Origin of the sequence: Sphingobacterium sp. BN32, assembly GCF_030503615.1 — a bacterium.
GTDB lineage: Bacteria > Bacteroidota > Bacteroidia > Sphingobacteriales > Sphingobacteriaceae > Sphingobacterium.
The window spans coordinates 1,654,033-1,676,843 of the sequence record NZ_CP129963.1 but is presented as its reverse complement, the minus strand read 5'-3'; the positions used below and the strand labels follow the sequence as shown (position 1 = coordinate 1,676,843).

Genomic DNA, 22,811 nt, shown 5'->3' with positions numbered 1-22,811 from the left:
TACGTTATTATCTGTTATATTTTTAGCTAACGCGACTTGCCGCATCGCAAACTTATTTAGTTTGTGGTTAGATGCTGACATCCACATTTCAAAAGGAAAAAACAATTGTGTGATGCAGCCCACATTTGGTGTAAGAAATGTCCACTTTTTAGCTAGTTTTACTACATCATTACCACACGACATATTAAGTGTAAATCACACACTATGAAGAACATTTTGAGAGGTGTTGTTTCAAGGTAAATCACATACTATCAAAACGTTACAATATACAGATATTGCGCATGAGCAATAGGACTCATGCTGATGTAGAAATGTGTTAATCAATAATTTGTAATCAAACATATACATCACAACCTTTGTTATAATAATACTATTGCTTGTTTACCTTTTTATAAATCTATAAAGCCAAATCATATGAAGCATCTATTTATGTTCCTATGTATTGTTTTTGGGGTACAAATGTCGTATGCCCAAACGACAATTTCGGGAACAGTAAAGGACGGACAAAGCTCGACAGTTATTCCGGGAGTTACTGTTGCGCTCAAAGGAAAACCTGTATCGACCCAAACGGATGAGGCAGGTAAATTTACGTTGGAAGCCTCCCCTACTGATTCAATCACTTTCACGTTTATTGGATATCTAACGAGAACAATGCCTGTAGGTGATCAGACCTTTTTTAATATTTCACTGCAAAGTGCAGATGAGACATTAGAGGAAGTTGTTGTCGTAGGATATGGAACGCAGAGAAAGGTGGATTTGACGGGATCTATCGCTCAGGTAAAGGGGGAAGCTATTGCAAATATGCCGAATGCGAATCCGATTAGCTCCTTACAGGGCAAAGTTGCCGGTTTAACGATATCAAACTCCGGAACTCCTGGCGGTTCGCCGACAGTGCGTATCCGTGGTGTAAACAGTACCAATAACTCCAATCCATTATATGTGGTCGATGGAGTCTTACATGATAATATAGACTTTATTTCGCCACAAGATATTGAGTCATTAGATGTTTTGAGGGATCCTTCTTCCATCGCAATATATGGCTTACGAGGTGCGAACGGCGTTATTGCCGTTACTTTGAAGAAGGCAGCCCAAGGAAGAACGGCAATCAACTTTTCAGGTTCTGTAGGGTTCGATCAAGTCCATGATCGTATTGAGGTGGTTGATGCTGAGGGATTCAAAAGATTGTATGATATGCAATTGGTCAACCTTGGAAAAGCACCATTTGACTATACAAAATATACGGCAAACACCGATTGGCAAGACTTGATCTTAAGAACCGCCATGACCACTAACAATAATTTAAGCATTTCAAACTCTACTGAGAAATCATCTACCCACTTCAGTTTAGGATATAACAAACAGGAAGGTGTTATTAGAAACGGTGATTATGAGCGCTTTACGGCACGTTTAAATCAAGAGCTGAAAGTATCAGAACGTGTTAAAATCGGTGGAGACATTTCCGGATCATACTGGAATATGAATCCAACAAATGTAACCCTTACAAATGCGTTATGGTCGGCTCCAATTGTTGGAGTACAATATGACGAGAATACCTTCTATGGTATGCCTTCGTTTCAGCGCGCGCAAGTTGGAAACGTGATGTCAACGCTGAATCGATTGGATGGTACATCTTTACCTCGTGGCTATCGCTTTGTAGGAAGTTTGTTTGCCGAAGTTAAAATCATGGAAGGTTTGAAATGGAAGTCTACTGTTTACACCGACCTTGGTTTCAATAACAGCCGCGGCTACTCGCCGCTCGCTGCAAGATTTATCTATCTAGGTGAAAATGCTGGCGAAGACACCTTCTTTCAAGATGACCGCGTGTTCACTTCGGTAAGCCAGAAAAGTGAAGAGTTTAGAAGATTCCAACAGGATCATACGCTTACTTGGGATAAGTCGTTTAACGAAGATCACCGCTTAACGGCAGTTGGTGGATTTACGACAGTATTCAACGATAACACTGCACTAGAAGGCTCAAGACGCGATACATCAACCAATGTTCCCCCTAATTCAGACTTCTGGTATTTAGATATCATCAATCAAGACTCTAATCCAAAAGGTAATTATTCGGGTAGAGGTTCTAAGAACACCGTCGTAGGAGCTTTCGCTCGTGCAAGCTATGCTTACAAAAATCGATACTTATTGAATGCAACCGTGCGCCGCGATGGATCTTCCAAGTTTGCTCCGAAAAACCGTTGGGGTACATTCGGCTCCGTAGGTTTGGGATGGGTGCTTTCCGAAGAAGCATTCTTTCAAAACATCGAGAAAATCAATTTCATGAAACTGCGTTTTGCTTGGGGTAAACTCGGAAATCAAAATGGCGTCCCTGATAATGCCTACTTACCTGGGTTGGTTAACGCAAATACCGCCATATTTGGAGACAATATCTACACTTCTGTCAAGGCAGATTACATCCCAGACCCTAATTTACACTGGGAAGTCGTGCAAGGGATGGATTTGGGTTTAGATGTAAAAGCATTCAACAATAAATTTAATGCAGAAATCAACTTGTATGACCGTACAACCAAAGATATCTTAACCATATTGACACTGCCGGCAACGGACGACCGCTATTTCACCAACTTAGGTGAAATCACTAACCGCGGTATAGAAGTATCGATGGGATGGAACAATCAGATAGATGACTTGCGCTACGGTATCAATGCGAACTATTCTTATAACAAAAACTTCGTTAATTCGATCGGTGATAACGTTAATTTCAAAATCTTAGGAAATGACGGGGCGAATGTGACCGAAACGGGGCAATCCATTGGTTACTTTTATGGCTACAAACAGATAGGCATATACCAAACGATTGATGACATTGAAAATATGGCTATCCAACCAGGATCGGCTCCCGGAGATATTGCATTTGCTGACATGGATGGCGATGGTGCAATCACCGAAAAGGACAGAACCTACCTAGGCACACCTTTCCCTCCTCATAATTTCGGAATTAACTTCACGCTGGGCTACAAGGGGTTTGATTTTCAATTGGAAGGAAATGGAGTTGCAGGAAACAAAATTTATGCACAAAGGAGAACGCGAAACTTTGCTGACTTGAATTACGAGGTCAACCGTCTTGATGCTTGGACAGGACCGGGTAGCAGCAATGTGGAGCCGATTCTAGATAATAGCCGTGGTAATAACTACAAGTTTAGTTCCTACTTTTTGGAGCCTGGAGATTTCTTCCGTATCCGTACGGTACAGTTAGGCTATAGCTTCAATGATGATTTATTAGCAAGAACCTTCATTAGAAAGGCGAGATTATTTGTCAATGTACAGAACTTAAAAACCTGGAGCAAGGTCACAGGCTATACACCGGAAGCAGCAATTGGAAGTTTAATTGCAGGTGGTACAGATAATGCAACTTACCCGATCCCAACGACTTACTCCTTTGGTGTTAACCTATCGTTTTAACCTTTTAAGAAAATTGAAGATGTCAAAATATATAAAAATTGCACTGAGTATAGGATGTTCAATCATTCTCTTCAGTAGTTGTGAGAAGTTTTTAGACACTGCCCCTCAAGGGAAATATACCGAAGATACGTATCCTTATCCGGAGGGCGGTACACCCTACGATCGCTTTATCTTTGCGGCTTATAATGATCTTCGGGGTTATAATGTCCATGTCGATGGATTTGTAAATGCAACAAGTATCCGTAGCGACGACGCTGACAAAGGTAGTACGGCTTCCGATGGTGGTGCAGACGTCATCTCTATGGATAACTTTCCTGTATTGGCCACTAGCGGACGTGCAAACGCACTTTGGTTAGGTTATTTTGGTTTGGTGAACCAAACCAACCGCGCGATGTTTCAGATTGATAGTATCTCAAAAGCTGGGCAAGATGAGCAATTAAAAATTCAGGCTACCGCTGAAGCAAGGTTCCTGCGCGGATATGCCTACTTTATGCTTGTACGCTTGTTTGGCAGAGTACCCAAGTTTGAAACCTGGTCTTCCGATCCTGCAAAGCAAAATAATATACCGCAGAGCAGTGCCGCAGAAATCTATACATTTGTCGAAGAAGACCTGAAATTCGCAGCACAAAACCTTCCGGATAACTGGGATAGCAAATTTGTGGGCCGAGCTACGAAAGGAGCGGCAAATGGAATCTTAGCCAAAGTCTATATTACACAGCAAAAATGGCAACAAGCGTATGATGCTGCCAATATGGTGAAGGGTTCCGGTTTATATGACCTATCTCAGAATTATGCCGATATATTTTCTGAAAAAGGTGAAAATGGAAGAGAATCAATTTTCGAAATTCAGGGTACTGCATCGGCGGATGAAACCACTAAAAACGGTATTCAGTATGCGAATCTGCAGGGCGTACGGGGATCTGGAAATTGGAATTTAGGATGGGGATGGAATACTCCAAGCGCTGCGCTCGAAGCGGCTTACGAGCCAGGAGACCCAAGAAAAGCCAGGACTATTCTTTACGCTAGCGTTGCGGGGAAGACCAATGTATCCATGTACAACGAGCCTATGCCGGTTTATCCAGCGGACGTACCGAACCCGATGTATAACCATAAAGTGTTAAGCGATCCTGCTATGAGAAATAGTATAAGTCGCGGTTCCTGGTGGATGAATGTTCGCATTCTTCGTTATGCCGACGTAGTGTTAATGCTAGCGGAATCCGCTAATGAGCTTGGAAAGAGCGAGGAAGCACGTACTTTACTCAATTCAGTGCGCGAGCGCGCGCGTCGCGGAGCTGCTTCCGGTGTACTACCTGATGTCACTGACACCGATCAAGCCTCTTTACGCAATAAAATACGTCATGAGCGAAGAATCGAATTGGCAATGGAGCACGACCGCTTCTTCGATTTAGTACGTTGGGGAATAGCTCAAACTGCTTTACATGCTGCCGGCAAAACTAACTTCCAAAACTCGCGCGATGTTTTATTGCCGATTCCGCAAACGCAGATCGACTTAACCAAAGGCGTATTAACGCAAAATCCGGGATACTAGTCCTATTCGAACCAATCAATTTGAAAGACATGAATAAATTATTCTCTAAAATATCACAGAGCTTCATGGTCATCCTGCTGATGACCCTGGCTTTCTCCTGTAAAAAAGACGGGAACCCCAATAAATTGCCAGATGCAGATATATCCTCTTCCCAGGTTGCTCCTACGGATGGCTATATCCGGATCCTCGCTATCGGGAACAGTTTTTCGGAAGATGCGATAGAATCCCATCTTTATGAATTGGCAAAGGAGAGCGGTAAAACCGTAATCGTTGGAAACCTTTATATCGGTGGAGCTTCTTTAGAACTTCACAAAAGAAATATAGAAAACAGCGGAGCTGCCTATGAGTATAGAAAGATAGGTGCTGATGGTCTGAGGAAAGTGTTTCCGAAAATCTCCATCGAGACGGCTTTACTTGATGAACATTGGGATTATATCTCCTTCCAACAGGTCAGTCAAAATTCCGGGCAAATCCAGACGATAAAAGATGCACTCCCGACTGTATTTAATATGGTTAAAGAAAAAGCCTTAAATCCGAATGTTCAGTACGTTTATCATCAGACATGGGCATATCAGCAAAACTCTACACATGAGGGTTTTGCCAACTACGACAAAAATCAGATGAAGATGTATCAAGCGATCGCTGATGTTTCTAAACAAGTGAAAGATATTGTTCCGATCAATATCATTATACCCGCAGGAACAGCCATACAAAATGCACGCACTTCGCTCGTCGGTGACAACTTTACTCGAGATGGATATCACCTAACCATTCCTTTTGGTCGTTATATCGCTGCTTGTACCTGGTTTGAGACCTTGTTTAAAAAGTCAGCAGTTGGCATGGCCTACAAACCAGCAGGACTCTCCACTTTCGAAAGCTCCATTGCACAAAATGCTGCACATTTCGCTGTATTAAAACCGTTTGAAGTGACACAGATGACGGATTTCCAAGGCGGTGCTGGTGGTCCTTTAACGAGCGCAGTATTGATTGACTTCGGCAATAATGCTGCATCGGATCGCTGGAATCAGCTGAGCTCGTTTTTAGCGGGAACCTCGGCAAGTCTGAAAGATAGTTTGGGATCTTATACCGGTATTAAAGCAACCATTACGGAGCGTTTTAACGGTGTAAATGCCGACGGACCGACAACAACCACGACTCCATTAAATATGCCTGCAAACGTCTCTAAATATGCTTACTTCGGAAACACGAAAGGAGACTTCGGTGGTATGCGTGTTGTGCAGTCCAAAGTCGAGCTTACTGGACTGGATAAGACTCTAAAGTATAATCTTTCGTTTTTCGGCGCACGCGGCGGGGTCAGTGACAATCGTGAAACGAAGTACATCTGCAAGGGCGCAAATGAAGTTTCAGTGGCACTTAATACGTCGAGCAATTCCAGCAAAATTGCAATTGCAAAAGGGGTGCAACCGGACGCTAATGGTAAAATAACCATTACTATCACTGCAGGCGAGAATAATAATAATGGTACAGGATTCTTCTACGTTTCAGCGCTTCGCCTGATGTCGGGTAATTAAGATTGATAGAACAATATTGTAGTGTGAAAGTCAATTGCATGAGGCTGCCTCCAAAGGCAGCCTTTATGCATTGATGAAATGATATCAATCCCCTCTATACAGCTTCGCTGTATCTATTAATCCAGACAAATCTCTGCCATAGTTTTTACGCTTCCCCTCCTGACCTATAGGAACAGCCTCAAAATGCACATAGGAGACTTTTAACATCCTTTGATTATTAAGTTCGGGATGGGCACGAATAACAGTGTCTACCCAGAATTCACTAGGGATATACCCTACAGTTCGACTACTTATATCAGTACCATCTACCTCCAGAACTACTGGGTTCATGTCAAACCGTTTAAAGTTACGGTTTCGAATGTATCCAATTCCGTTACTATCTACATTTAATACGTTTTTAGATAGGTTAGATCGTATCAAAGTTATCCGACCTGTAAATCCTTTAGGAACTGTAATCGTTAGTTTGGGTGTATAAACCTTATATGATAGAATAATTGACGCTAATGATAAAATAACAGCGAACGTGATTGTGAATTTTAAATTATCGAATATTTCCGAAAACAGTTTTGCAATAGCAGCAGAACCAATAAAAAGTGTAACCAGTATTACTACAGCACCGATTTGCGAAGGAAAAGAGAATGATGGGATACGGGACAATAATAACCCTAGCAAGAGCAACAATCCAATTGTAAATATCCAAAGAGTGATTATTAATATGTTAAATTTCATATACGAGAAATCAATTGATAGTAGAACGTTTGCCTCAGATCATTTTAACCCTTACTATATGTCTGAACAGCGGATTTGCAGAAACTCATGAAAAAATACGAATATTTCGGTTGGAAACTGTAATAAAAAAATAAAGCTTGAGACAATCGGGCGACCGCTCAAGCTTTAAATAAAACCTCTTATCGAGGTAATCAACCTAAACCTAAGACAAAGGTAGATAAATTATTTTGAAAATCGCAAATATATTTGTGTAATTAAAGGCTGTACTTTAATGCAAAAACATTAACCAGTTGGAAATCAGGATATTAATTTTAAAAGATAAAGGTTTTCAAACGGGGAGAATGAAAACCTTTAATAACCAATTATAAACCTAAATTATGATGACACAAAGATAGTGTACATTCTACACTTTTGCAAATATTTTTTAAAATATTTTAAGAATCCCCCTCCTAGCCTATTAGAAAGCAATACCGTATATTTGTAATTAAACAAAAAGGAATTATATGTTCACAGGAATCATCGAAACCATTGGAACCGTTCAAAAGATTGAGTCAGAATTATCAAACCTTCATTTCTATATAGAATCCGCTATCAGTGATGAATTAAAAGTGGATCAAAGCGTATCGCATAATGGCGTTTGTTTAACGGTTGTCCAATTGGAGCCTGGCGTACATAAGGTTACTGCGATTAAAGAGACGCTGGAGAAAAGTAATCTGGGCATGCTGAAAGAAGGTGATGCGGTCAATCTAGAACGCTGTACACAAATTGGCGGCCGATTAGATGGGCATATCGTTCAGGGCCATGTAGACCAAACCGCAATCTGCGTTGCTGCAGATCCGCAAGATGGAAGTGTGCTATTTACTTTTGAGTATGAACCCGGCCATAAAAATATAACCGTTGAAAAGGGATCTATCACAGTTAATGGTATTAGTTTGACAGTGGTAAACTCGGAAAGAAATAGTTTTTCTGTAGCAATTATTCCCTTTACATTGGAACATACGAACATGAAAGATCTACAAGTCGGTCAAACGGTAAACCTGGAATTTGATATAATCGGGAAATATGTTACTCGAATTATGGAGCTACGAGGGTAATATTGGAATCACGCACGACAATAATCGGTTGAGTTTCTACTCTCTTAATCGAACATTTGACGCGGGAAATCTAAAAAAGCATTTTTGAATTTAGAAAACAGTCGAGGAGCCGTTTAATGAAACGGCTCTATTTTTTATAGTATTCTCCCTCAATTACAGCGAAAACCCCACTACCTCTTTCTTCTTTCTAGACTTAAATCGTTCTGGAACTATATTGAGAATCTCGTTCTTGAGCGTGTTGATCGCATGTTTTTTCACGTAGTTCTGTGGGGTCACTAAACTAATTTCTCTAACAGGTTCCGGAGATTTGAAATAGCGAATATGCTGCATCTGTTCATCATTATAACTAACAATGCTCATTTCAGGCAGTATCGTTATCCCACCATTCAAATCAACCATGCGCTTCAAGGTTTCCACACTTCCGGTATTATAGTCGAAAGTACCTTCTAAGGAGTGGTTATGCTTATAGTTGCAAATACTGAGCACCTGTCCACGCATGCAGTGCCCTTCATTCAATAACCATAGTTTATCTTCCGACAGCTCATCTGGACCAACCGCTTTCTTGCCAAACAGACCACTGCGTTCTGAGACATATGCGACGAAAGTCTCATAAAATAATGGCGTTTCTTGAATCGAAGGCTCATGTAAAGGAGTTGATAGTATCCCACAATCAAGCGTTCCGAGTTTTAATTCCTGAATAATCTGTTCGGTGGTATATTCCCAAATATGTAGTTTCAGCTTGGTGTATTTCTTCAAGAAGTTGGAAATCACATTGGGCAGTAAATAGGGTGCAACAGTAGGAATCACACCAATACGAAGATCACCTGTTAATTCTCCGCGCTCCGCTTGCAATAGTTCAGCGATCTTTTTACTTTCGGTCAGCACGGTACGCGCCTGTTCAATAATTTTCTCGCCAATCTCAGTCGTGACGACAGGTTGCCTGCTTCGATCAAAAATCTTTACCCCTAAGGATTCCTCTAGTTTTTGGATCTGCATACTCAGCGTAGGCTGCGTCACAAAACATTTCTCCGCAGCGGCTACAAAACTGCGGTAGGTATCTACCGCTATAATATATTCTAATTGAACAAGGGTCATGTTATAAATTTTAACTATACAAATGTACGAAGCGATTTACGCAAATGCTACTGACGCGTTTAAATAAGACAATTAAATAACTTTAATCTATCAATAGGAATTGCAATAAGAATCGAAATTCTAGTTTCCGAAAAGCTGGATTGGTTATTTAACAACAAAGGCATAGCAAATCGTTGCTATGCCTAAGCTCACTTAAATATTTATCAGAATTGACTATTGTTTATTTCTATAGCGCAACTCTAAATCTAGAATAATGTCTCTTTTCTTTCCTTCAATGAGGGAAAGATCACCAGCGACAAAAACGCCTTTTTTCCCGTTATGAATATTTCTAATTCCGTAAACACTGGATTCGTCGGCGGGGTCGGTCATACCTTCATAACGATATAGATAGTCGATCTCATAGTCTGCCGCTTCTACAGACAGCTCGTCAAACTCAATATTAAAATCTACGGTATAGCCTGAGTCTGTAAGATGTTTTAATGCTTCCGATGCTGAAGCGTACTTGTAAGTTGATTTCTCCATGGTATTAATCTTCTTTTAATTAAAAACAGCTAACTTTGCTTATTGTTTTATTAAAGAAACCACAATATTCATGGCTATCATCCCTCCTACAGCTAAAGACACACCCGCTGAAGCTTTCGAACGTCTATTAGAAGTCCTTTATACCCTGCGCGTTGAATGTCCGTGGGATAAGAAACAGACGATGGAAAGTCTTCGTCATTTGACTATCGAGGAGATGTACGAATTGGCGGATGCTATTTTGGAAAATGATATGCCCGAAATCAAAAAAGAGCTAGGCGATATATTGATGCACTTGGTTTTCTATGCGCGCATCGCTGAAGAAGAAGAGCAATTTAATATTGTCGATGTTCTAAATGCGATCTGTGATAAATTGATTTCTAGACATCCGCATATTTATAGCGATACAATCGTAGAGAATGAGGACGACGTTAAACAGAATTGGGAAAGTTTAAAGCTCAAAGAAGGGAATAAGTCGGTTCTATCTGGTGTTCCAAAGAGTCTACCTGCATTGGTGAAAGCTTATCGCATCCAAGACAAGGTTCGAGGTGTTGGATTTGATTGGGAGGATAAAAAAGAGGTTTGGGCAAAGGTGGAAGAGGAACTTGCAGAGTTTAAAGCCGAATTTGACATCAATCAGGATGCGATAGATAAGGAACGTGCCGAGGCGGAGTTTGGTGATTTGTTGTTCTCGCTGATAAACTATGCCCGCCATATCGGCATCAATCCAGAAAATGCATTGGAAAAAACGAACAAGAAATTTATCTTCCGTTTCAGTTATCTTGAGGAGAAAGCAAAGGAAAATGGCAGGGAATTGAGAGACATGAGCTTGGAGGAAATGGATGTGTATTGGAATGAAGCCAAAAGCGTAAAATAATATCTTATTACGCATTCTTTTTAATATCTTTAAGCGTACCAAGGTTTCCCAACATGACATACTTCTTAAAGTTTCTTAAATGGTTATCGATTTCTCTCGTTAGCCTTATATTTGTTTTGCTTATTGCTATGTATGCCTTTGGCGTCGATTATATACTAAAGGGCGTTTATGTCATCTATATGCAGGGGCATCAAACCGCCTACTTGGATGATTATCGCTATTTCGACAACCATAAGATCGAGGCGGGGAGTCCACAACCCTGGCCAAAATCTACAGCTTACAATACCGTTCCGATTACCGATTCCTTGAAACGTATTCACGAGCGATGGGGTTCAGTAGCCTATGTCATCATCCATCAGGATAGCGTTTGGTTCGAGGAATACTATGGAGGATATTCAGACAGCTCAAAATCCAATTCTTTTTCGATGGCGAAAAGCATAACCGCTGCGATACTAGGAAAAGCTTTGGAAGAAGGAAAAGTAAGCGGCTTGCAACAAAAAGTGAGAGATTTTATACCTGAGCTTACCGGTCAATTCGCAGAAGCACTGACCATGGAAGATTTGGTATCGATGAGTTCGGGCATCACTTGGGACGAAAGTTATTATAATCCATTCTCGATTACAACACGTCTGTATTTTGATAAAGATATACAGGGCGCTATTCCTGCCCTTCCAGTCGACAAGAAACCTGGACAAAACTTTATCTATCAAAGTGGTGACACACAGATGCTGGGAATTGCGCTGCAAAGAGCTACAAAATCATCTTTGAGTGAACTGATGTCCAGCTATTTCTGGAAGCCGATGGGTGCCGAACATAGCGCAATCTGGCAGGTTGATAGCGAGAAAAACGGAATTGAAAAAGCCTACTGTTGTATCGCAAGTAATGCGAAGGACTTTGCCAGATTTGGAAAGCTCTATTTAAACCACGGCCGATGGAATGGACAGCAACTACTAGATTCAGCATATGTCGCAAACTCCATCCAACCTAGATATCCTGAATCACCACAATATGGCTATGGCTGGTGGATGGGCGAATATAAAGATAAGCCTTACTTCTATATGGATGGACATTTAGGGCAATACGTTATTGTGGTGCCGCAAGACGAACTGATTATCGTTCGCTTAGGTCATGCAATAGATAAAATCGGTCGTACCAATCCGCAATCCTCTTTCTATAATTTTATCGACCAGGCGTATCAGATGCTAGGCTCTCGTATTCAATAGGGTTAGCCTCGTCCTTCAGTAGTGTAATGAAAGTTTTATACCTTTGTTGCAATGAAAAATTTTGCAGCAATCTTCGATATGGATGGTGTTATAGCCCACACCAATCCCTATCATGCCAAAGCCTTTGAAGTATTTTTTGATCGTCACAAGATTTCTTACAACCAACAGCAGTTTGAACAGCATATGTATGGCAAGCATAACAGCTATATCTTTACGCATTTTTTCGGACGTAAGATCTTCGGTGAGGAATTGTTGACCTTAGAAGATGAAAAAGAAGGCCTGTTCCGTGAGATCTATAAATCAGAAGCGAAATCCCTTCCCTATTTACAAGAGTTCCTTACAGACCTCCAAGCACACGAATTTAAACTCGGGGTGGCTACTTCAGCACCACGTGCCAATATGGATCTTATTTTAGATGCACTTGCCATACGTCCATTTTTTCAGTCCACTTTGGGCAGTGAGAACGTAAGCCTACATAAACCACATCCGGAGGTCTATCTGAAATCGGCTGCTAATTTAGGCGTAGAACCAAAGCATTGTATGGTTTTCGAGGACTCCTTTTCGGGGATTACGGCCGGATTAAACGCAGGTATGCAGGTTGTAGGTGTATTGAGTTCGCATAAGCAAGAAGAACTGCCCGTGTGTACAAGCTATATCCCGAATTATAAGCATATCGATGCTAAACAGGTACTTAACATGATCCAGTCTTATGTGGGATAATGCCTTAGCATTAATACCAACACCGATGGGCTGGGTACTGTATTTTTTTTGTGCCATGCTTATCGGTACATCAAAAACCGGAATCCAAAACGTCGGGACGCTAGCCGTCCCACTATTTGCTTTATTATTCGGAGCAAAATACTCGACCGGCATTGTGCTAATTCTGCTTTGTATTGCTGATTTAGTCGCCGTCATCTACTATAGAAAACAATTCAACTGGTCGGAAGTTAAAAAGCTGCTACCCTTTGCAGTTATCGGTTTAATCATCGGGTTAATTGTTGGCGATTATATCGATGACCGAATTTTTAAAATCTTAATGGGCGCCTGTATTATCCTTGGCGTAGGAATTATGCTTTGGGGCAATCGGCAAGATAGAATAAACCAAAGTACGGAATTCACCAAGAAATGGTGGTACTCCCCTCTTTTCGGTCTCATAACAGGATTTTCAACGATGATAGGCAATGCCGCAGGCCCTACCTTAACGGTTTACCTCCTCTCAAAGAAATTAGATAAATTTACGCTAGTTGCAACAGGTGCCTGGTTCATTATGATCCTAAACTTCTCAAAAATTCCTCTCCAATTATTCGTCTGGAAAAATCTCTCTTGGGACGGATTTATCCTCAATCTTTTAGCAATTCCTTTCATCCTCTTAGGTGGTTTTTAGGCATTAAACTCGTCAAAATATTACCAGAACGCGAATTTAAAATCGTGATCCTAAGCTTGGTAGTTTTGTCGGCCATTTTGTTAGTAGTTAGTAGTTAGTAGTTAGTATTTAGACCTATGGCGGGTATAGAATTTAGACATTAGAGATCTGTCTGAGAATCTATTGGATTGCTTTTGTTTTGAACCTAGAAAGGAAGGATTTCTAGGTAGGCAGGATCTTGGCTTAAGACTGAATGCTATTTCACATTTACTATAACCATTTGTCTCCCATATCAAACCCCTTTCCGAGCGGCTCTGATTGGGTTATACATTGGGTTTACATTGGGTTTGAAAGGGCTTTGAGTAGACGAAAGGTAGATACGCCTTCGATCAATCTGTATTGCATGTTGATTTGAAAAAAGAAAAAAGTAGGATGGATGAGAATATGGTCAGGATATTCTTTGTCTGAACCAATAAAGGAAGGATTTAAGGATAGGCAGAATGTTCTTTGTCTGAACCAGGAAAGGAAGGATTTAAGGATAGGCAGAATGTTCTTTGTCTGAACCAGGAAAGGAAGGAAAAAAGGATATTCAGGATCTTGTGTCTAATGTCTAATATCTCACATCTATAGCCGCCCTAGGTCTAGATACTAACTACTAAGTACTAAGTACTAACAAAAAAGCCGTTCGAAAAGAACGACTTTTTTGTTTATTTATTCTGTTACCGGGACATCATTTGTTTCCGGTGCCTTATCAATCAGCTCCATGAATTGGTCTAATTTCGGCGTAATAATAATTTGTGTTCTACGGTTTCTAGCTTTACCTTCGGCTGTGCTGTTGCTCGCGATTGGGTTATATTCACCACGACCACCTGCAGTTAAGCGCTTAGGATCCACACCATAGTTGTTTTGTAACGCTTGTACAACAGACGACGCACGCAATGTACTTAAGTCCCAATTGTTACGGATATTTGCTTTATTGATCGGATCAGAGTCCGTGTTACCCTCGATTAGCACATCGTAGTCTTTGTAATCTTGGATAATCTTGGCAATCTTCGACAGCGTCTCTCCCGCTTTATCAGAGATTTCATAGCTACCGGATTTATAAAGCATATTATCCGATAACGAGATGTAAACAACACCTTTTAATACCTGAACATCAACATCCTTCATCTCTTCGCGGCTCAATGAACGCGTTAAGTTGTTCGTCAATACCATATTAAGCGAGTCGCTTTTTGCTTTGGTATTCACTAAATGTTGGATGTATTTATTTGATGCGTTGATCTCGTCTACGAGTTTCGAGATATTCGCATTTCCCTGGGAAGTATTGCTGATACTGTTATCTAAAGTCGCTTGCAATCTTGCTAACGCTTCTTTTAGCGAAGCATTGTTCTTGCGCTCCTGCTCTAGCTGATCTTCTAGGCTTTTTACTCTTGAACGACTTTCGGCTAGATCTACTTGACTCTTTTGGTATAGCTCAGCAAGATCTCTGTGCTGCTGCTCTAATGCTTGGTGCGTTTTCTTACTTACCCCGCAAGATGATATAAATAAGACGCTTAACAACACTAATGGTATACTTATACGTTTGATCATAACTTGATATATTAATTTCTTATTATTTCTAAGATAAGCAAAAGCGGTGCCTTTTATATGAATTCATTAATTTAAAATGTATAAGCGCCCTATTTTCAGGAATTTACCACATTGTTTTCGATAATCATAAAGAAATCAGCACTATGGTGTAGCTATTTTGTAACTGGAGATTATTAAGAGATCGAAGAGATTTTCTAATAGCGACAGGTTGATTTGGTGAAATTGCACATCAAATGCGATAAAAATCTCATTCGAAATACCTTGAATTATGAAAAAAGAGAGGAAAAATGCATAAAATAAATAGGCTTAAAAATTAATCAGGCTCATTTTCAGTATAGTATCAAATAAGTTTTGGAGAGAGATTAAAAATTTCTACTTTTGTCGCGGAGAGTTGGCAGAGTGGTCGAATGCGGCGGTCTTGAAAACCGTTAACTGTCACAGGTTCGGGGGTTCGAATCCCTCACTCTCCGCACAAAAAGCTTCAATCGTGAGATTGGAGCTTTTTTGCGTAGTGAGGGTTCGAACCTTGGGCTGGCCGGGGTTCGATTCTGGAAGGTTCAGGGCTGTGTTTGGGGAATGTGGGGCTGAACCAATCCCTTACTCTCCGCACAAAAAGCTTCAATCGTAAGATTGGAGCTTTTTTGCGTAGTGAGGGTTCGAAACTTGGATTGGCCGGGGTTCGGTTCTGGAAGGTTCAGGGCTGTGTTTGGGGAATGTGGGGCTGAACCAATCCCTCACTCTCCGCACAAAAAGCTTCAATCGTAAGATTGGAGCTTTTTTGCGTAGTGAGGGTTCGGACCTTGGGCTGGCCGGGGTTCGATTCTGGAAGGTTCAGGGCTGTGTTTGGGGAATGTGGGGCTGAACCAATCCCTCACTCTCCGCACAAAAAGCTTGAATCGTGAGATTGGAGCTTTTTTGCCTAGTGAGGGTTCGGACCTTGGGCTGGCCGGGGTTCGATTCTTATTCGGGTTGTATCTCTATCATCTATAGAGATATATCGTTTCTCTTTATTTTGACGCCCGTGTTTATCGACGCATGCGATCAACGAAAGAAATACAAATGAGATATATAAAAATATTGGAAAATATTGCAAATGCATAACCTAAGTCTCCCTGAAAATTTTGATGTATACAAAAATGATAAAGCGATAGTATTTTCTTTAATTCGGCTCCAACCGCTCCCAAAGATCCGAATATTCAATGGCAATATGTAGACTAACCTGAAGTATCCCACGCGAAATTTTTAGAGCCACCATAGAGAAAGCTTTAATTTGGACGCTTAAACCCAATAGCTAGGATATAATTCTATACCAATCTTTCATTTTCAAACATTTACGATATTGTTTTCCACAAGGCAATAAGTGTTTCATTATTTTAACTATAATTACATTGTATTTACAATAAATTAAGTTTAGCACGTATGGAGAAGTTTGAATTATTCGAAAATGAACGAGCAACAGCATATGATAGTTTCGTCAAGAATTGGATTCCAAATTACGGTACTTTTTTAAATATGCTCCCCCATCTTTTCAACGATACCAGGAATGATAAGCTTTTAGCTGTCGGTTGTGGAACAGGAAATGAGATTCTGGTACTAAAAAAGAACGGTTATTCGGGTTCTATCATGGGCATCGACCCTTCGCCGGAAATGATAGCGCAAGCGACGGATAAGTTGAAAGAGTATTCGGATATCGTCCTTAAAGAAGTCTTGGTTTCTCAACTGACCATAGATCATCAGTTTAATGCGGCAACTTTGATATTGATACTTCATTTCCTCAAAGACGATGGAGAGAAGCTCGATCTTCTTCGCGATATTTCCATTCGACTAGAACCGAAAGCCTTGTTGATTATGCTCGATATTACAGGGAATGAGAAAGAAATTAAAAAGAATTTAGAGATACTGAGGAAACTCTTACCCGAAGATATGGGGCAGGATGAGATTTCTAAACGCATGGATCGTATTTATCATGAGCTGCAGCATGTTTCGGAAGAAAGAATCATCGAGTTATTTATTGAAGCTGGATTCGAAGAACCAACCAAGTTCTTTCAAAGTACAGTCTACATGGGCTGGATGGCGAGAAAGAAGGATTAAAATTTACTGTGATGCAAAATCTTTAGAAAGCTGATTAACAGTTGCGGAGTCGAGATGGCTCCCTGAATGAATAATAACTTGATACTTAAACAGCGTCGACTCACCTTTTCCGAGTTTAAAATTCAATGTTTCCTTTCCTTTACTAAATACATTTTGTCCTAATGGATTAGCCGCGAACAAACCGTATCCTCGAGCGAACCAATACGTTGGATAGCCGATATTTTGAGGGTGATCTAATATAATCAGACTCACCTCTTCTTGATTGATAACGGCGTTCAACATTGCCCAACGCCCGCGAGTGCCAAATACATCATCTCCCATTTTCCCTTCGCTACTGTAATACAGGCCGGTGACACCCTGATTATCTACTCGAGGCTCAGGATCTTCAATGCCATTAGCATTGGTAAAGGTGGTTTTTTGCAGATAAGGCTGCTCCAATTCTCTTGCCACGCGAATGGCCAATAATCCCTCCTTATTATCATCAAAAGAAAGATCACGTAAAGCTTGTAATCTTACTCCAATAGTAATTATAATTTGCCCTTCCTTCGATATATTGAATTTATAAATACACTGCTCACTCAATAGTGGTTCTGACCTTGGAGAAAGCCAAAGCTTCGAAACTTGCAGCGAAGCGGCATCGTTGATCACTTTGATGCTATCAACATTCTGATGAACAATTGCCCCGTATTTCATTCTCTCCTCTACTGATCGAGCCGTTGAGTTATTCCAAAAATCTAAACCATTGACATCTCCATAATTAAACCAAAGCCCCATTTGATGAGGATGGTCTGTCCTTTCGTTTGCGCGAGGTTCAATCGGCCATCCTCTGGTAATGTTATTTCCACTTCTTGTCATCAGGGGGAACAGTATTGGCTTTTTCAGACTATCAGCGTAGAGGTATGAAGTATAACGTTTTCCGTCTAAAAGAATATCAATACGTTGGCTAGCAGGATTCTCGACAATGGAGAACCTTTCTGCATTGGTATTCCCGGTTTGCAGGGTTTTGGAAGGCGCGCAAGAACTCAATGCCATTACAAGGCAACATGGCAAGATCAGTAAGTTTGAGAGTTTATTCTTCATCAATACTTCAGTGTGGATACAAAAACCTGTTTTTCAGAGATCAAGATACGAAACTATAGCAAATTGAATCGCTGTTTATCTTATTTTCTGAGATATCTTTCGGCATCATTATTACGAATCAAACCCCTCGATGGCGATTTGAAATTTTTTAAAAATTAAAAAGTCCCTAACAATAATGCACCCCTTGTGTTATATCATTAGTATCGAGGCTTTGAATGAGCGATGATCATCAATAGCAAGCCTTTTTAATTAAATACCAATAAACTATGGCAATTAAAGCAGAAAACGACCCGAAAATCAGTAAAGACATCAGAGCATTTTTAAAAGAGCTGAACAGTGCTGGTGGAAAGCCGATGGAAGAAATGACTCCTAATGAAGCGCGTAAAGTTCTCGAAGATGCACAGAAATCCGTGAAAGTAGATGTCTCTGGTATTACCGAAAAGGAGCTAGAGATCAGTAAAGATGGGCTAACCATCAAAGCAATAGTGGTAAAACCAACAGCTACAAAGGATGAAAAATTACCTGTATTTATTTTTATCCACGGTGGTGGTTGGGTTTTAGGAGACTACCCTACGCATAAACGTTTAGTTCGTGACCTTGTATTGCATTCTGGTGCTGCAGCTGTGTTCGTCGATTACTCCAGATCCCCAGAGGCCAAGTATCCGACGGCGATCAATGAAATTTACGCTGTAACGGAATGGGTAGCCGAGCATGGCGATGAGATTGGCGTTGATGGCAAGAATCTCGCTGTTGCCGGCAATAGTGTTGGTGGTAATATGACTGCGGTAACCTGCTTAATGGCTAAAGATAAAGGCGGACCGGACATCAAATTCCAATTGCTATTATGGCCAGTTACTGATGCAGATTTCAGTCGCGCGTCCTTTAAAGAATATGCAGAAGGACGCTTCCTAACCGCTAACATGATGAAATGGATGTGGGATAATTACTTGCCTGAGAAAGAAAAAAGGAAAGAATATTATGCAACGCCTTTCAACGCACCCTTGGATAAATTAAAAGGCTTACCTCCTGCTCTGGTTCAATTAGCAGAAAACGATATCCTTTGTGATGAAGGATTGGATTATGCGCGCAAATTGGATGAAGCAGGCGTGCCAACAGTAATACAAACGTTTAATGGTTTCATTCATGATTTTGGACTGCTAAACCCACTAGATCATATCCCTGCCGTAAAATTCGCAACAGAATTAGCAGCGCTCGGCCTTAAAAAAGCTCTTTTTGGAACCAAGTAAATTAGAGATAGCCACCCCAGTGCACATTTCCAGCAAAAGCCCTGGGGCAAGGAATTCTCTATCCTCGATCCAGATTCCAACTTGATAACCTTTGGAGAACAATGAAAGGCGTAGCAACATTGAATTCAAACTGTATATCATATCGTCTTTCCCGTTTACTTCAATTTCAGAAATGAGCTCGAGAACCCAAGCCCTTCGGCAAAATTATAAACGGGAAAAGTAAGAGAGACGATTATCCAAATCCTGTTCGCTTTGTTGTAAATCTATCTCAGCTTGTGTTCCTTTTTGTATCGATATGAGGGAAAATGTATACTGACTCGTACGCATAATCAGCAATTTTTTGTAAATTTTATTCCATGAAAAAGGAGATTATTATCGATGGCTTTGCCATCCATAACAAGAAATCGTTGTTCGAGGAGATCAACCGTGCGTTCATGAGCGAAGAGGATTGGGAAATTGGCGAAAGCTTAGATGCGATCAATGATATCCTATACGGCGGAGTCGGAACAATCAAAGGAAATGAGCCCATTCGGTTAGTTTGGAAAAACTTTGAAGCGAATAGCGAACTATTCGGATTAGAATTTACCGCAAATTATTATAAAGAGAAATTAATGCATCCGGAAGTGTTTGATACCGAAAATATTCAAACCTTGCTCGATCAATTAGCGAATGGAAAGGGTCAGACTTATATGGACATCATCTCAGAAATTATTGCCGAACATCCAAACATCGAGTTAGTCAAAGCCTAATCAATAAATATATTGCCTCCTCTATATTTTAGCTGATAGCCGACTTTAGTGTCGACTATTAATTAACCAGGCATATAGATAACCTCTATTCAATATCTAAAGATTCAATAGGTAAATTCTATACTTTAAGCTTAATCTATAATTATTCTTTGGGTTCTTTTTGGTAATTTTAATCAAGCGATTACAAAAGGGTTGCGGAACCACAGTTAACTCGCTTGTAATGACCCAATAATGAAAAAATAATTAAAAACATTCAATAGAAACTTACACAAATGGAAAACGGATCAAACGACATCAGCAAATGCCCATTTCATAATGGCAGTATGAACAAAATTAAGGTTGCAGGTGATGGCACTTCCAACCAGGAATGGTGGCCCAATAGACTAAAAATCGAACTTCTTCGCCAAAACTCAAATGTGTCTAATCCAATGGATGCTGACTTTAATTATGCGAAAGAATTTGAAAGTTTAGATTTAGCAGCAGTAAAAAAAGACCTTCATGAATTAATGACCGACTCTCAGGACTGGTGGCCTGCGGATTTCGGACATTACGGTCCCCTATTTATTCGCATGGCATGGCATAGTGCCGGGACTTATCGTGTTGGCGATGGTCGTGGAGGTGCAGGAGCCGGACAGCAACGTTTTGCACCTTTGAATAGTTGGCCAGATAACGTGAGCTTAGATAAAGCACGTCGTCTATTATGGCCTATCAAACAAAAATATGGCAAGAAAATCTCTTGGGCCGATTTATTGATCCTTACTGGTAACGTCGCATTAGAATCGATGGGTTTCAAAACCTTTGGATATGCCGGCGGTCGTGAGGATGTATTCGAACCGGAGTTAGATGTATACTGGGGATCAGAGAAAACATGGTTGGGTGGCGACGTCCGCTATGCACATGGATCTGAAGGCGTAGAAGAAGCACACGGTGTCCTTTCTGCAGACGATGATGCCGATGGCAAAATACACTCTAGAGACTTGGAGAATCCATTAGCCGCAGTACAGATGGGGCTTATCTATGTAAACCCTGAGGGACCAGACGGTAACCCGGATCCACTTGCCGCTGCCAAAGATATCCGCGACACCTTTGGCCGTATGGCGATGAATGATGAGGAGACTGTAGCGTTAATTGCCGGTGGTCACACTTTTGGTAAAACACATGGCGCAGGTCCTGCAGACAATGTGGGCAAAGAGCCAGAAGCAGCTGATATGGAAATGCAAGGTCTAGGCTGGAAAAGTAGCTTCCGCTCTGGCGTTGGTGCCGATGCTATCACGAGTGGCCTGGAAGTAACATGGACAACTACGCCGACACAATGGAGCAATAACTTCTTTGAAAACTTATTCAGATATGAGTGGGAATTAACGAAGAGCCCTGCGGGCGCTCACCAATGGGTAGCAAAGGATGCGGAAGATACAATCCCACATGCTTTCGATCCGAATAAGAAACAACGTCCAACGATGTTGACAACGGATATTACCCTACGTGTAGATCCTGAATTCGAAAAGATTTCGAGACGGTTTTATGAAAACCCAGACCTGTTTGCCGATGCATTTGCACGCGCATGGTTCAAACTGACGCACCGCGATATGGGACCATCGTCTCGATACTTAGGACCTGAAGTTCCTAACGAAGAGTTGATTTGGCAAGATCCAATCCCGGCAGTAAATCACCCATTAGTGAATGCAGATGACGTCGCAGCATTGAAAGCGAACATCCTGAATTCAGGATTAACCATTGCCGAGATGGTATCGACAGCTTGGGCATCAGCATCGACCTTCCGCGGTTCTGACAAGCGCGGTGGAGCCAATGGCGCACGTATTCGTTTAGCACCTCAGAAAGATTGGGAAGTAAACAATCCTGCTCAATTGCAGAAAGTATTGAATACCCTAGAAGGAATTCAAACTGCTTTCAACAATGGACAAGCCGATGGTAAGAAAGTATCCTTAGCCGATTTGATTGTCCTTGCAGGTGCTACCGGTATTGTTGAAGCCGCTAAAAAAGCTGGCGTAAAGATTACTGTTCCATTTACACCAGGCCGTATGGATGCCAGTCAAGAACAAACAGATATCGAATCAGTAAGTTACTTAGAGCCTATTGCCGACGGTTTCCGTAACTATAAGAAAGCAAGATATACCGTATCCACAGAAGAGCTATTGATTGATAAAGCTCAATTGTTGACTCTAACAGCGCCTGAGTTAGTCGTATTGTTGGCAGGTATGCGCGTATTAGAAACCAATTACGATGGTTCTAAACATGGTGTATTCACCGACAGACCAGGTCAGTTAACAAATGATTTCCTTGTGAATTTATTAGACATGAATACTGCTTGGGAAGCAGTTGGTCCAGATAAAGAACTTTATCAAGGTAGAGACCGCAAAACTGGTGCTGTAAAATGGACAGGAACGCGTAATGACCTCTTGTTCGGATCGAATTCGGAATTAAGAGCAGTTGCAGAGGTTTATGCTTCAGCGGATGCTAACGAAAAGTTTGTAAAAGATTTCGTCGCTGCATGGCACAAAGTGATGAACGCTGACCGCTTTGATATCAAAAAGTAGCTTTTCATATAATTCATAATATATTTTTTTGTAATTAGTATGGGCTGTACTATCGAAAGATGGTACAGCTTTTTTTCTACCTAATTGGTTCAGGTCAC

17 protein-coding genes and 1 tRNA gene are annotated in these 22,811 nt (G+C 40.9%); 13 read left to right on the top strand and 5 right to left on the bottom strand.

What is annotated here, in order from left to right; all coding sequences use genetic code 11:
• Nucleotides 1-414: 414 nt before the first annotated feature.
• From QYC40_RS06945 to QYC40_RS06935, 3 genes are read left to right on the top strand one after another with little or no spacing between them, the layout of a single operon-like run.
• Nucleotides 415-3,420, top strand: a complete 3,006-nt coding sequence (locus QYC40_RS06945; protein ID WP_301993197.1) for a TonB-dependent receptor — start codon at nucleotides 415-417, stop codon at nucleotides 3,418-3,420.
• Nucleotides 3,421-3,439: 19 nt separating this feature from the next.
• Nucleotides 3,440-4,969, top strand: a complete 1,530-nt coding sequence (locus QYC40_RS06940) for a RagB/SusD family nutrient uptake outer membrane protein (protein ID WP_301993196.1) — start codon at nucleotides 3,440-3,442, stop codon at nucleotides 4,967-4,969.
• A 29-nt stretch (nucleotides 4,970-4,998) separates the two neighbouring features.
• Nucleotides 4,999-6,501: a DUF4886 domain-containing protein gene (locus QYC40_RS06935; protein WP_301993195.1), complete on the top strand. Its 1,503-nt coding sequence runs from the start codon at nucleotides 4,999-5,001 to the stop codon at nucleotides 6,499-6,501.
• A gap of 84 nt (nucleotides 6,502-6,585) precedes the next feature.
• On the opposite strand, the gene QYC40_RS06930 is transcribed toward QYC40_RS06935, so the two are convergent.
• Complete coding sequence (locus tag QYC40_RS06930) at nucleotides 6,586-6,831, bottom strand: hypothetical protein (RefSeq protein WP_301993194.1); 246 nt, start codon at nucleotides 6,829-6,831, stop codon at nucleotides 6,586-6,588.
• 902 nt (nucleotides 6,832-7,733) lie between these two features.
• Between QYC40_RS06930 and QYC40_RS06925 the strand changes: the two genes are divergently transcribed.
• A complete protein-coding gene (locus tag QYC40_RS06925) occupies nucleotides 7,734-8,324 on the top strand; it encodes a riboflavin synthase (RefSeq protein WP_301993193.1) in 591 nt (196 codons plus the stop codon).
• A 153-nt stretch (nucleotides 8,325-8,477) separates the two neighbouring features.
• Here the strand turns inward: QYC40_RS06925 and QYC40_RS06920 are convergent, their stop codons facing one another.
• Nucleotides 8,478-9,419 carry a hydrogen peroxide-inducible genes activator gene (locus QYC40_RS06920; protein WP_301993192.1) on the bottom strand — a complete coding sequence of 314 codons (942 nt, stop codon included), beginning with the start codon at nucleotides 9,417-9,419 and terminating at the stop codon, nucleotides 8,478-8,480.
• 213 nt (nucleotides 9,420-9,632) lie between these two features.
• Nucleotides 9,633-9,941: a hypothetical protein gene (locus tag QYC40_RS06915; protein WP_301993191.1), complete on the bottom strand. Its 309-nt coding sequence runs from the start codon at nucleotides 9,939-9,941 to the stop codon at nucleotides 9,633-9,635.
• 70 nt (nucleotides 9,942-10,011) lie between these two features.
• On the opposite strand from QYC40_RS06915, the gene mazG reads away from it, so the two are divergent.
• The 4 genes from mazG to QYC40_RS06895 are packed head-to-tail and all read left to right on the top strand — an operon-like array spanning nucleotide 10,012 to nucleotide 13,422.
• Nucleotides 10,012-10,815: a nucleoside triphosphate pyrophosphohydrolase gene (gene mazG / locus QYC40_RS06910; protein ID WP_301993190.1), complete on the top strand. Its 804-nt coding sequence runs from the start codon at nucleotides 10,012-10,014 to the stop codon at nucleotides 10,813-10,815.
• Between the two features lie 53 nt (nucleotides 10,816-10,868).
• Nucleotides 10,869-12,038, top strand: a complete 1,170-nt coding sequence (locus tag QYC40_RS06905; protein ID WP_301993189.1) for a serine hydrolase — start codon at nucleotides 10,869-10,871, stop codon at nucleotides 12,036-12,038.
• Nucleotides 12,039-12,089: 51 nt separating this feature from the next.
• Complete coding sequence (locus QYC40_RS06900; RefSeq protein WP_301993186.1) at nucleotides 12,090-12,758, top strand: HAD family phosphatase; 669 nt, start codon at nucleotides 12,090-12,092, stop codon at nucleotides 12,756-12,758.
• The gene (locus QYC40_RS06895) at nucleotides 12,748-13,422 is read left to right on the top strand and encodes a sulfite exporter TauE/SafE family protein (RefSeq protein ID WP_301993184.1); all 675 of its coding nucleotides are present in this window, start codon (nucleotides 12,748-12,750) and stop codon (nucleotides 13,420-13,422) included. The genes QYC40_RS06900 and QYC40_RS06895 overlap by 11 nt, the downstream gene beginning before the upstream one ends.
• 690 nt (nucleotides 13,423-14,112) lie before the next feature.
• Here QYC40_RS06895 and QYC40_RS06890 read toward each other — a convergent pair.
• Nucleotides 14,113-14,991, bottom strand: coding sequence for an OmpA family protein (locus QYC40_RS06890; RefSeq protein ID WP_301993183.1), 879 nt, complete (start codon nucleotides 14,989-14,991; stop codon nucleotides 14,113-14,115).
• Between the two features lie 385 nt (nucleotides 14,992-15,376).
• Between QYC40_RS06890 and QYC40_RS06885 the strand changes: the two genes are divergently transcribed.
• Both QYC40_RS06885 and QYC40_RS06880 read left to right on the top strand, forming a co-directional pair.
• Nucleotides 15,377-15,461, top strand: a tRNA-Ser gene (locus tag QYC40_RS06885).
• 949 nt (nucleotides 15,462-16,410) lie between these two features.
• Nucleotides 16,411-17,082: a trans-aconitate 2-methyltransferase gene (locus QYC40_RS06880; protein WP_301993182.1), complete on the top strand. Its 672-nt coding sequence runs from the start codon at nucleotides 16,411-16,413 to the stop codon at nucleotides 17,080-17,082.
• A gap of 3 nt (nucleotides 17,083-17,085) precedes the next feature.
• Here QYC40_RS06880 and QYC40_RS06875 read toward each other — a convergent pair whose 3' ends face one another.
• Nucleotides 17,086-18,162, bottom strand: a complete 1,077-nt coding sequence (locus QYC40_RS06875; RefSeq protein WP_301993181.1) for a PmoA family protein — start codon at nucleotides 18,160-18,162, stop codon at nucleotides 17,086-17,088.
• 266 nt (nucleotides 18,163-18,428) lie between these two features.
• Between QYC40_RS06875 and QYC40_RS06870 the strand changes: the two genes are divergently transcribed.
• From QYC40_RS06870 to katG, 3 genes are all read left to right on the top strand, one after another.
• A complete protein-coding gene (locus QYC40_RS06870; RefSeq protein ID WP_301993179.1) occupies nucleotides 18,429-19,409 on the top strand; it encodes an alpha/beta hydrolase in 981 nt (326 codons plus the stop codon).
• A gap of 356 nt (nucleotides 19,410-19,765) precedes the next feature.
• On the top strand, nucleotides 19,766-20,158 hold the full coding sequence (locus QYC40_RS06865) for a ribonuclease inhibitor (protein WP_301993177.1): 393 nt from the start codon (nucleotides 19,766-19,768) through the stop codon (nucleotides 20,156-20,158).
• A 272-nt stretch (nucleotides 20,159-20,430) separates the two neighbouring features.
• Entirely contained in the window at nucleotides 20,431-22,713 is a 2,283-nt protein-coding gene (gene katG / locus QYC40_RS06860) for a catalase/peroxidase HPI (protein WP_301993176.1), read from the top strand.
• Nucleotides 22,714-22,811 lie beyond the last annotated feature (98 nt).

Excerpts from the sequence above, each read along its gene's own strand:
- QYC40_RS06890 (WP_301993183.1), bottom strand. The coding sequence starts at position 14,991 with ATGATCAAACGTATAAGTATACCATTAGTGTTGTTAAGCGTCTTATTT.
- QYC40_RS06915 (WP_301993191.1), bottom strand. The coding sequence starts at position 9,941 with ATGGAGAAATCAACTTACAAGTACGCTTCAGCATCGGAAGCATTAAAA.
- QYC40_RS06880 (WP_301993182.1), top strand. The coding sequence starts at position 16,411 with ATGGAGAAGTTTGAATTATTCGAAAATGAACGAGCAACAGCATATGAT.
- QYC40_RS06905 (WP_301993189.1), top strand. The coding sequence starts at position 10,869 with ATGACATACTTCTTAAAGTTTCTTAAATGGTTATCGATTTCTCTCGTT.
- QYC40_RS06925 (WP_301993193.1), top strand. The coding sequence starts at position 7,734 with ATGTTCACAGGAATCATCGAAACCATTGGAACCGTTCAAAAGATTGAG.
- QYC40_RS06900 (WP_301993186.1), top strand. The coding sequence starts at position 12,090 with ATGAAAAATTTTGCAGCAATCTTCGATATGGATGGTGTTATAGCCCAC.
- QYC40_RS06875 (WP_301993181.1), bottom strand. The coding sequence starts at position 18,162 with ATGAAGAATAAACTCTCAAACTTACTGATCTTGCCATGTTGCCTTGTA.
- QYC40_RS06930 (WP_301993194.1), bottom strand. The coding sequence starts at position 6,831 with ATGAACCCAGTAGTTCTGGAGGTAGATGGTACTGATATAAGTAGTCGA.
- mazG (WP_301993190.1), top strand. The coding sequence starts at position 10,012 with ATGGCTATCATCCCTCCTACAGCTAAAGACACACCCGCTGAAGCTTTC.
- QYC40_RS06920 (WP_301993192.1), bottom strand. The coding sequence starts at position 9,419 with ATGACCCTTGTTCAATTAGAATATATTATAGCGGTAGATACCTACCGC.
- QYC40_RS06935 (WP_301993195.1), top strand. The coding sequence starts at position 4,999 with ATGAATAAATTATTCTCTAAAATATCACAGAGCTTCATGGTCATCCTG.
- QYC40_RS06895 (WP_301993184.1), top strand. The coding sequence starts at position 12,748 with ATGTGGGATAATGCCTTAGCATTAATACCAACACCGATGGGCTGGGTA.
- QYC40_RS06865 (WP_301993177.1), top strand. The coding sequence starts at position 19,766 with ATGAAAAAGGAGATTATTATCGATGGCTTTGCCATCCATAACAAGAAA.
- QYC40_RS06870 (WP_301993179.1), top strand. The coding sequence starts at position 18,429 with ATGGCAATTAAAGCAGAAAACGACCCGAAAATCAGTAAAGACATCAGA.
- katG (WP_301993176.1), top strand. The coding sequence starts at position 20,431 with ATGGAAAACGGATCAAACGACATCAGCAAATGCCCATTTCATAATGGC.
- QYC40_RS06945 (WP_301993197.1), top strand. The coding sequence starts at position 415 with ATGAAGCATCTATTTATGTTCCTATGTATTGTTTTTGGGGTACAAATG.
- QYC40_RS06940 (WP_301993196.1), top strand. The coding sequence starts at position 3,440 with ATGTCAAAATATATAAAAATTGCACTGAGTATAGGATGTTCAATCATT.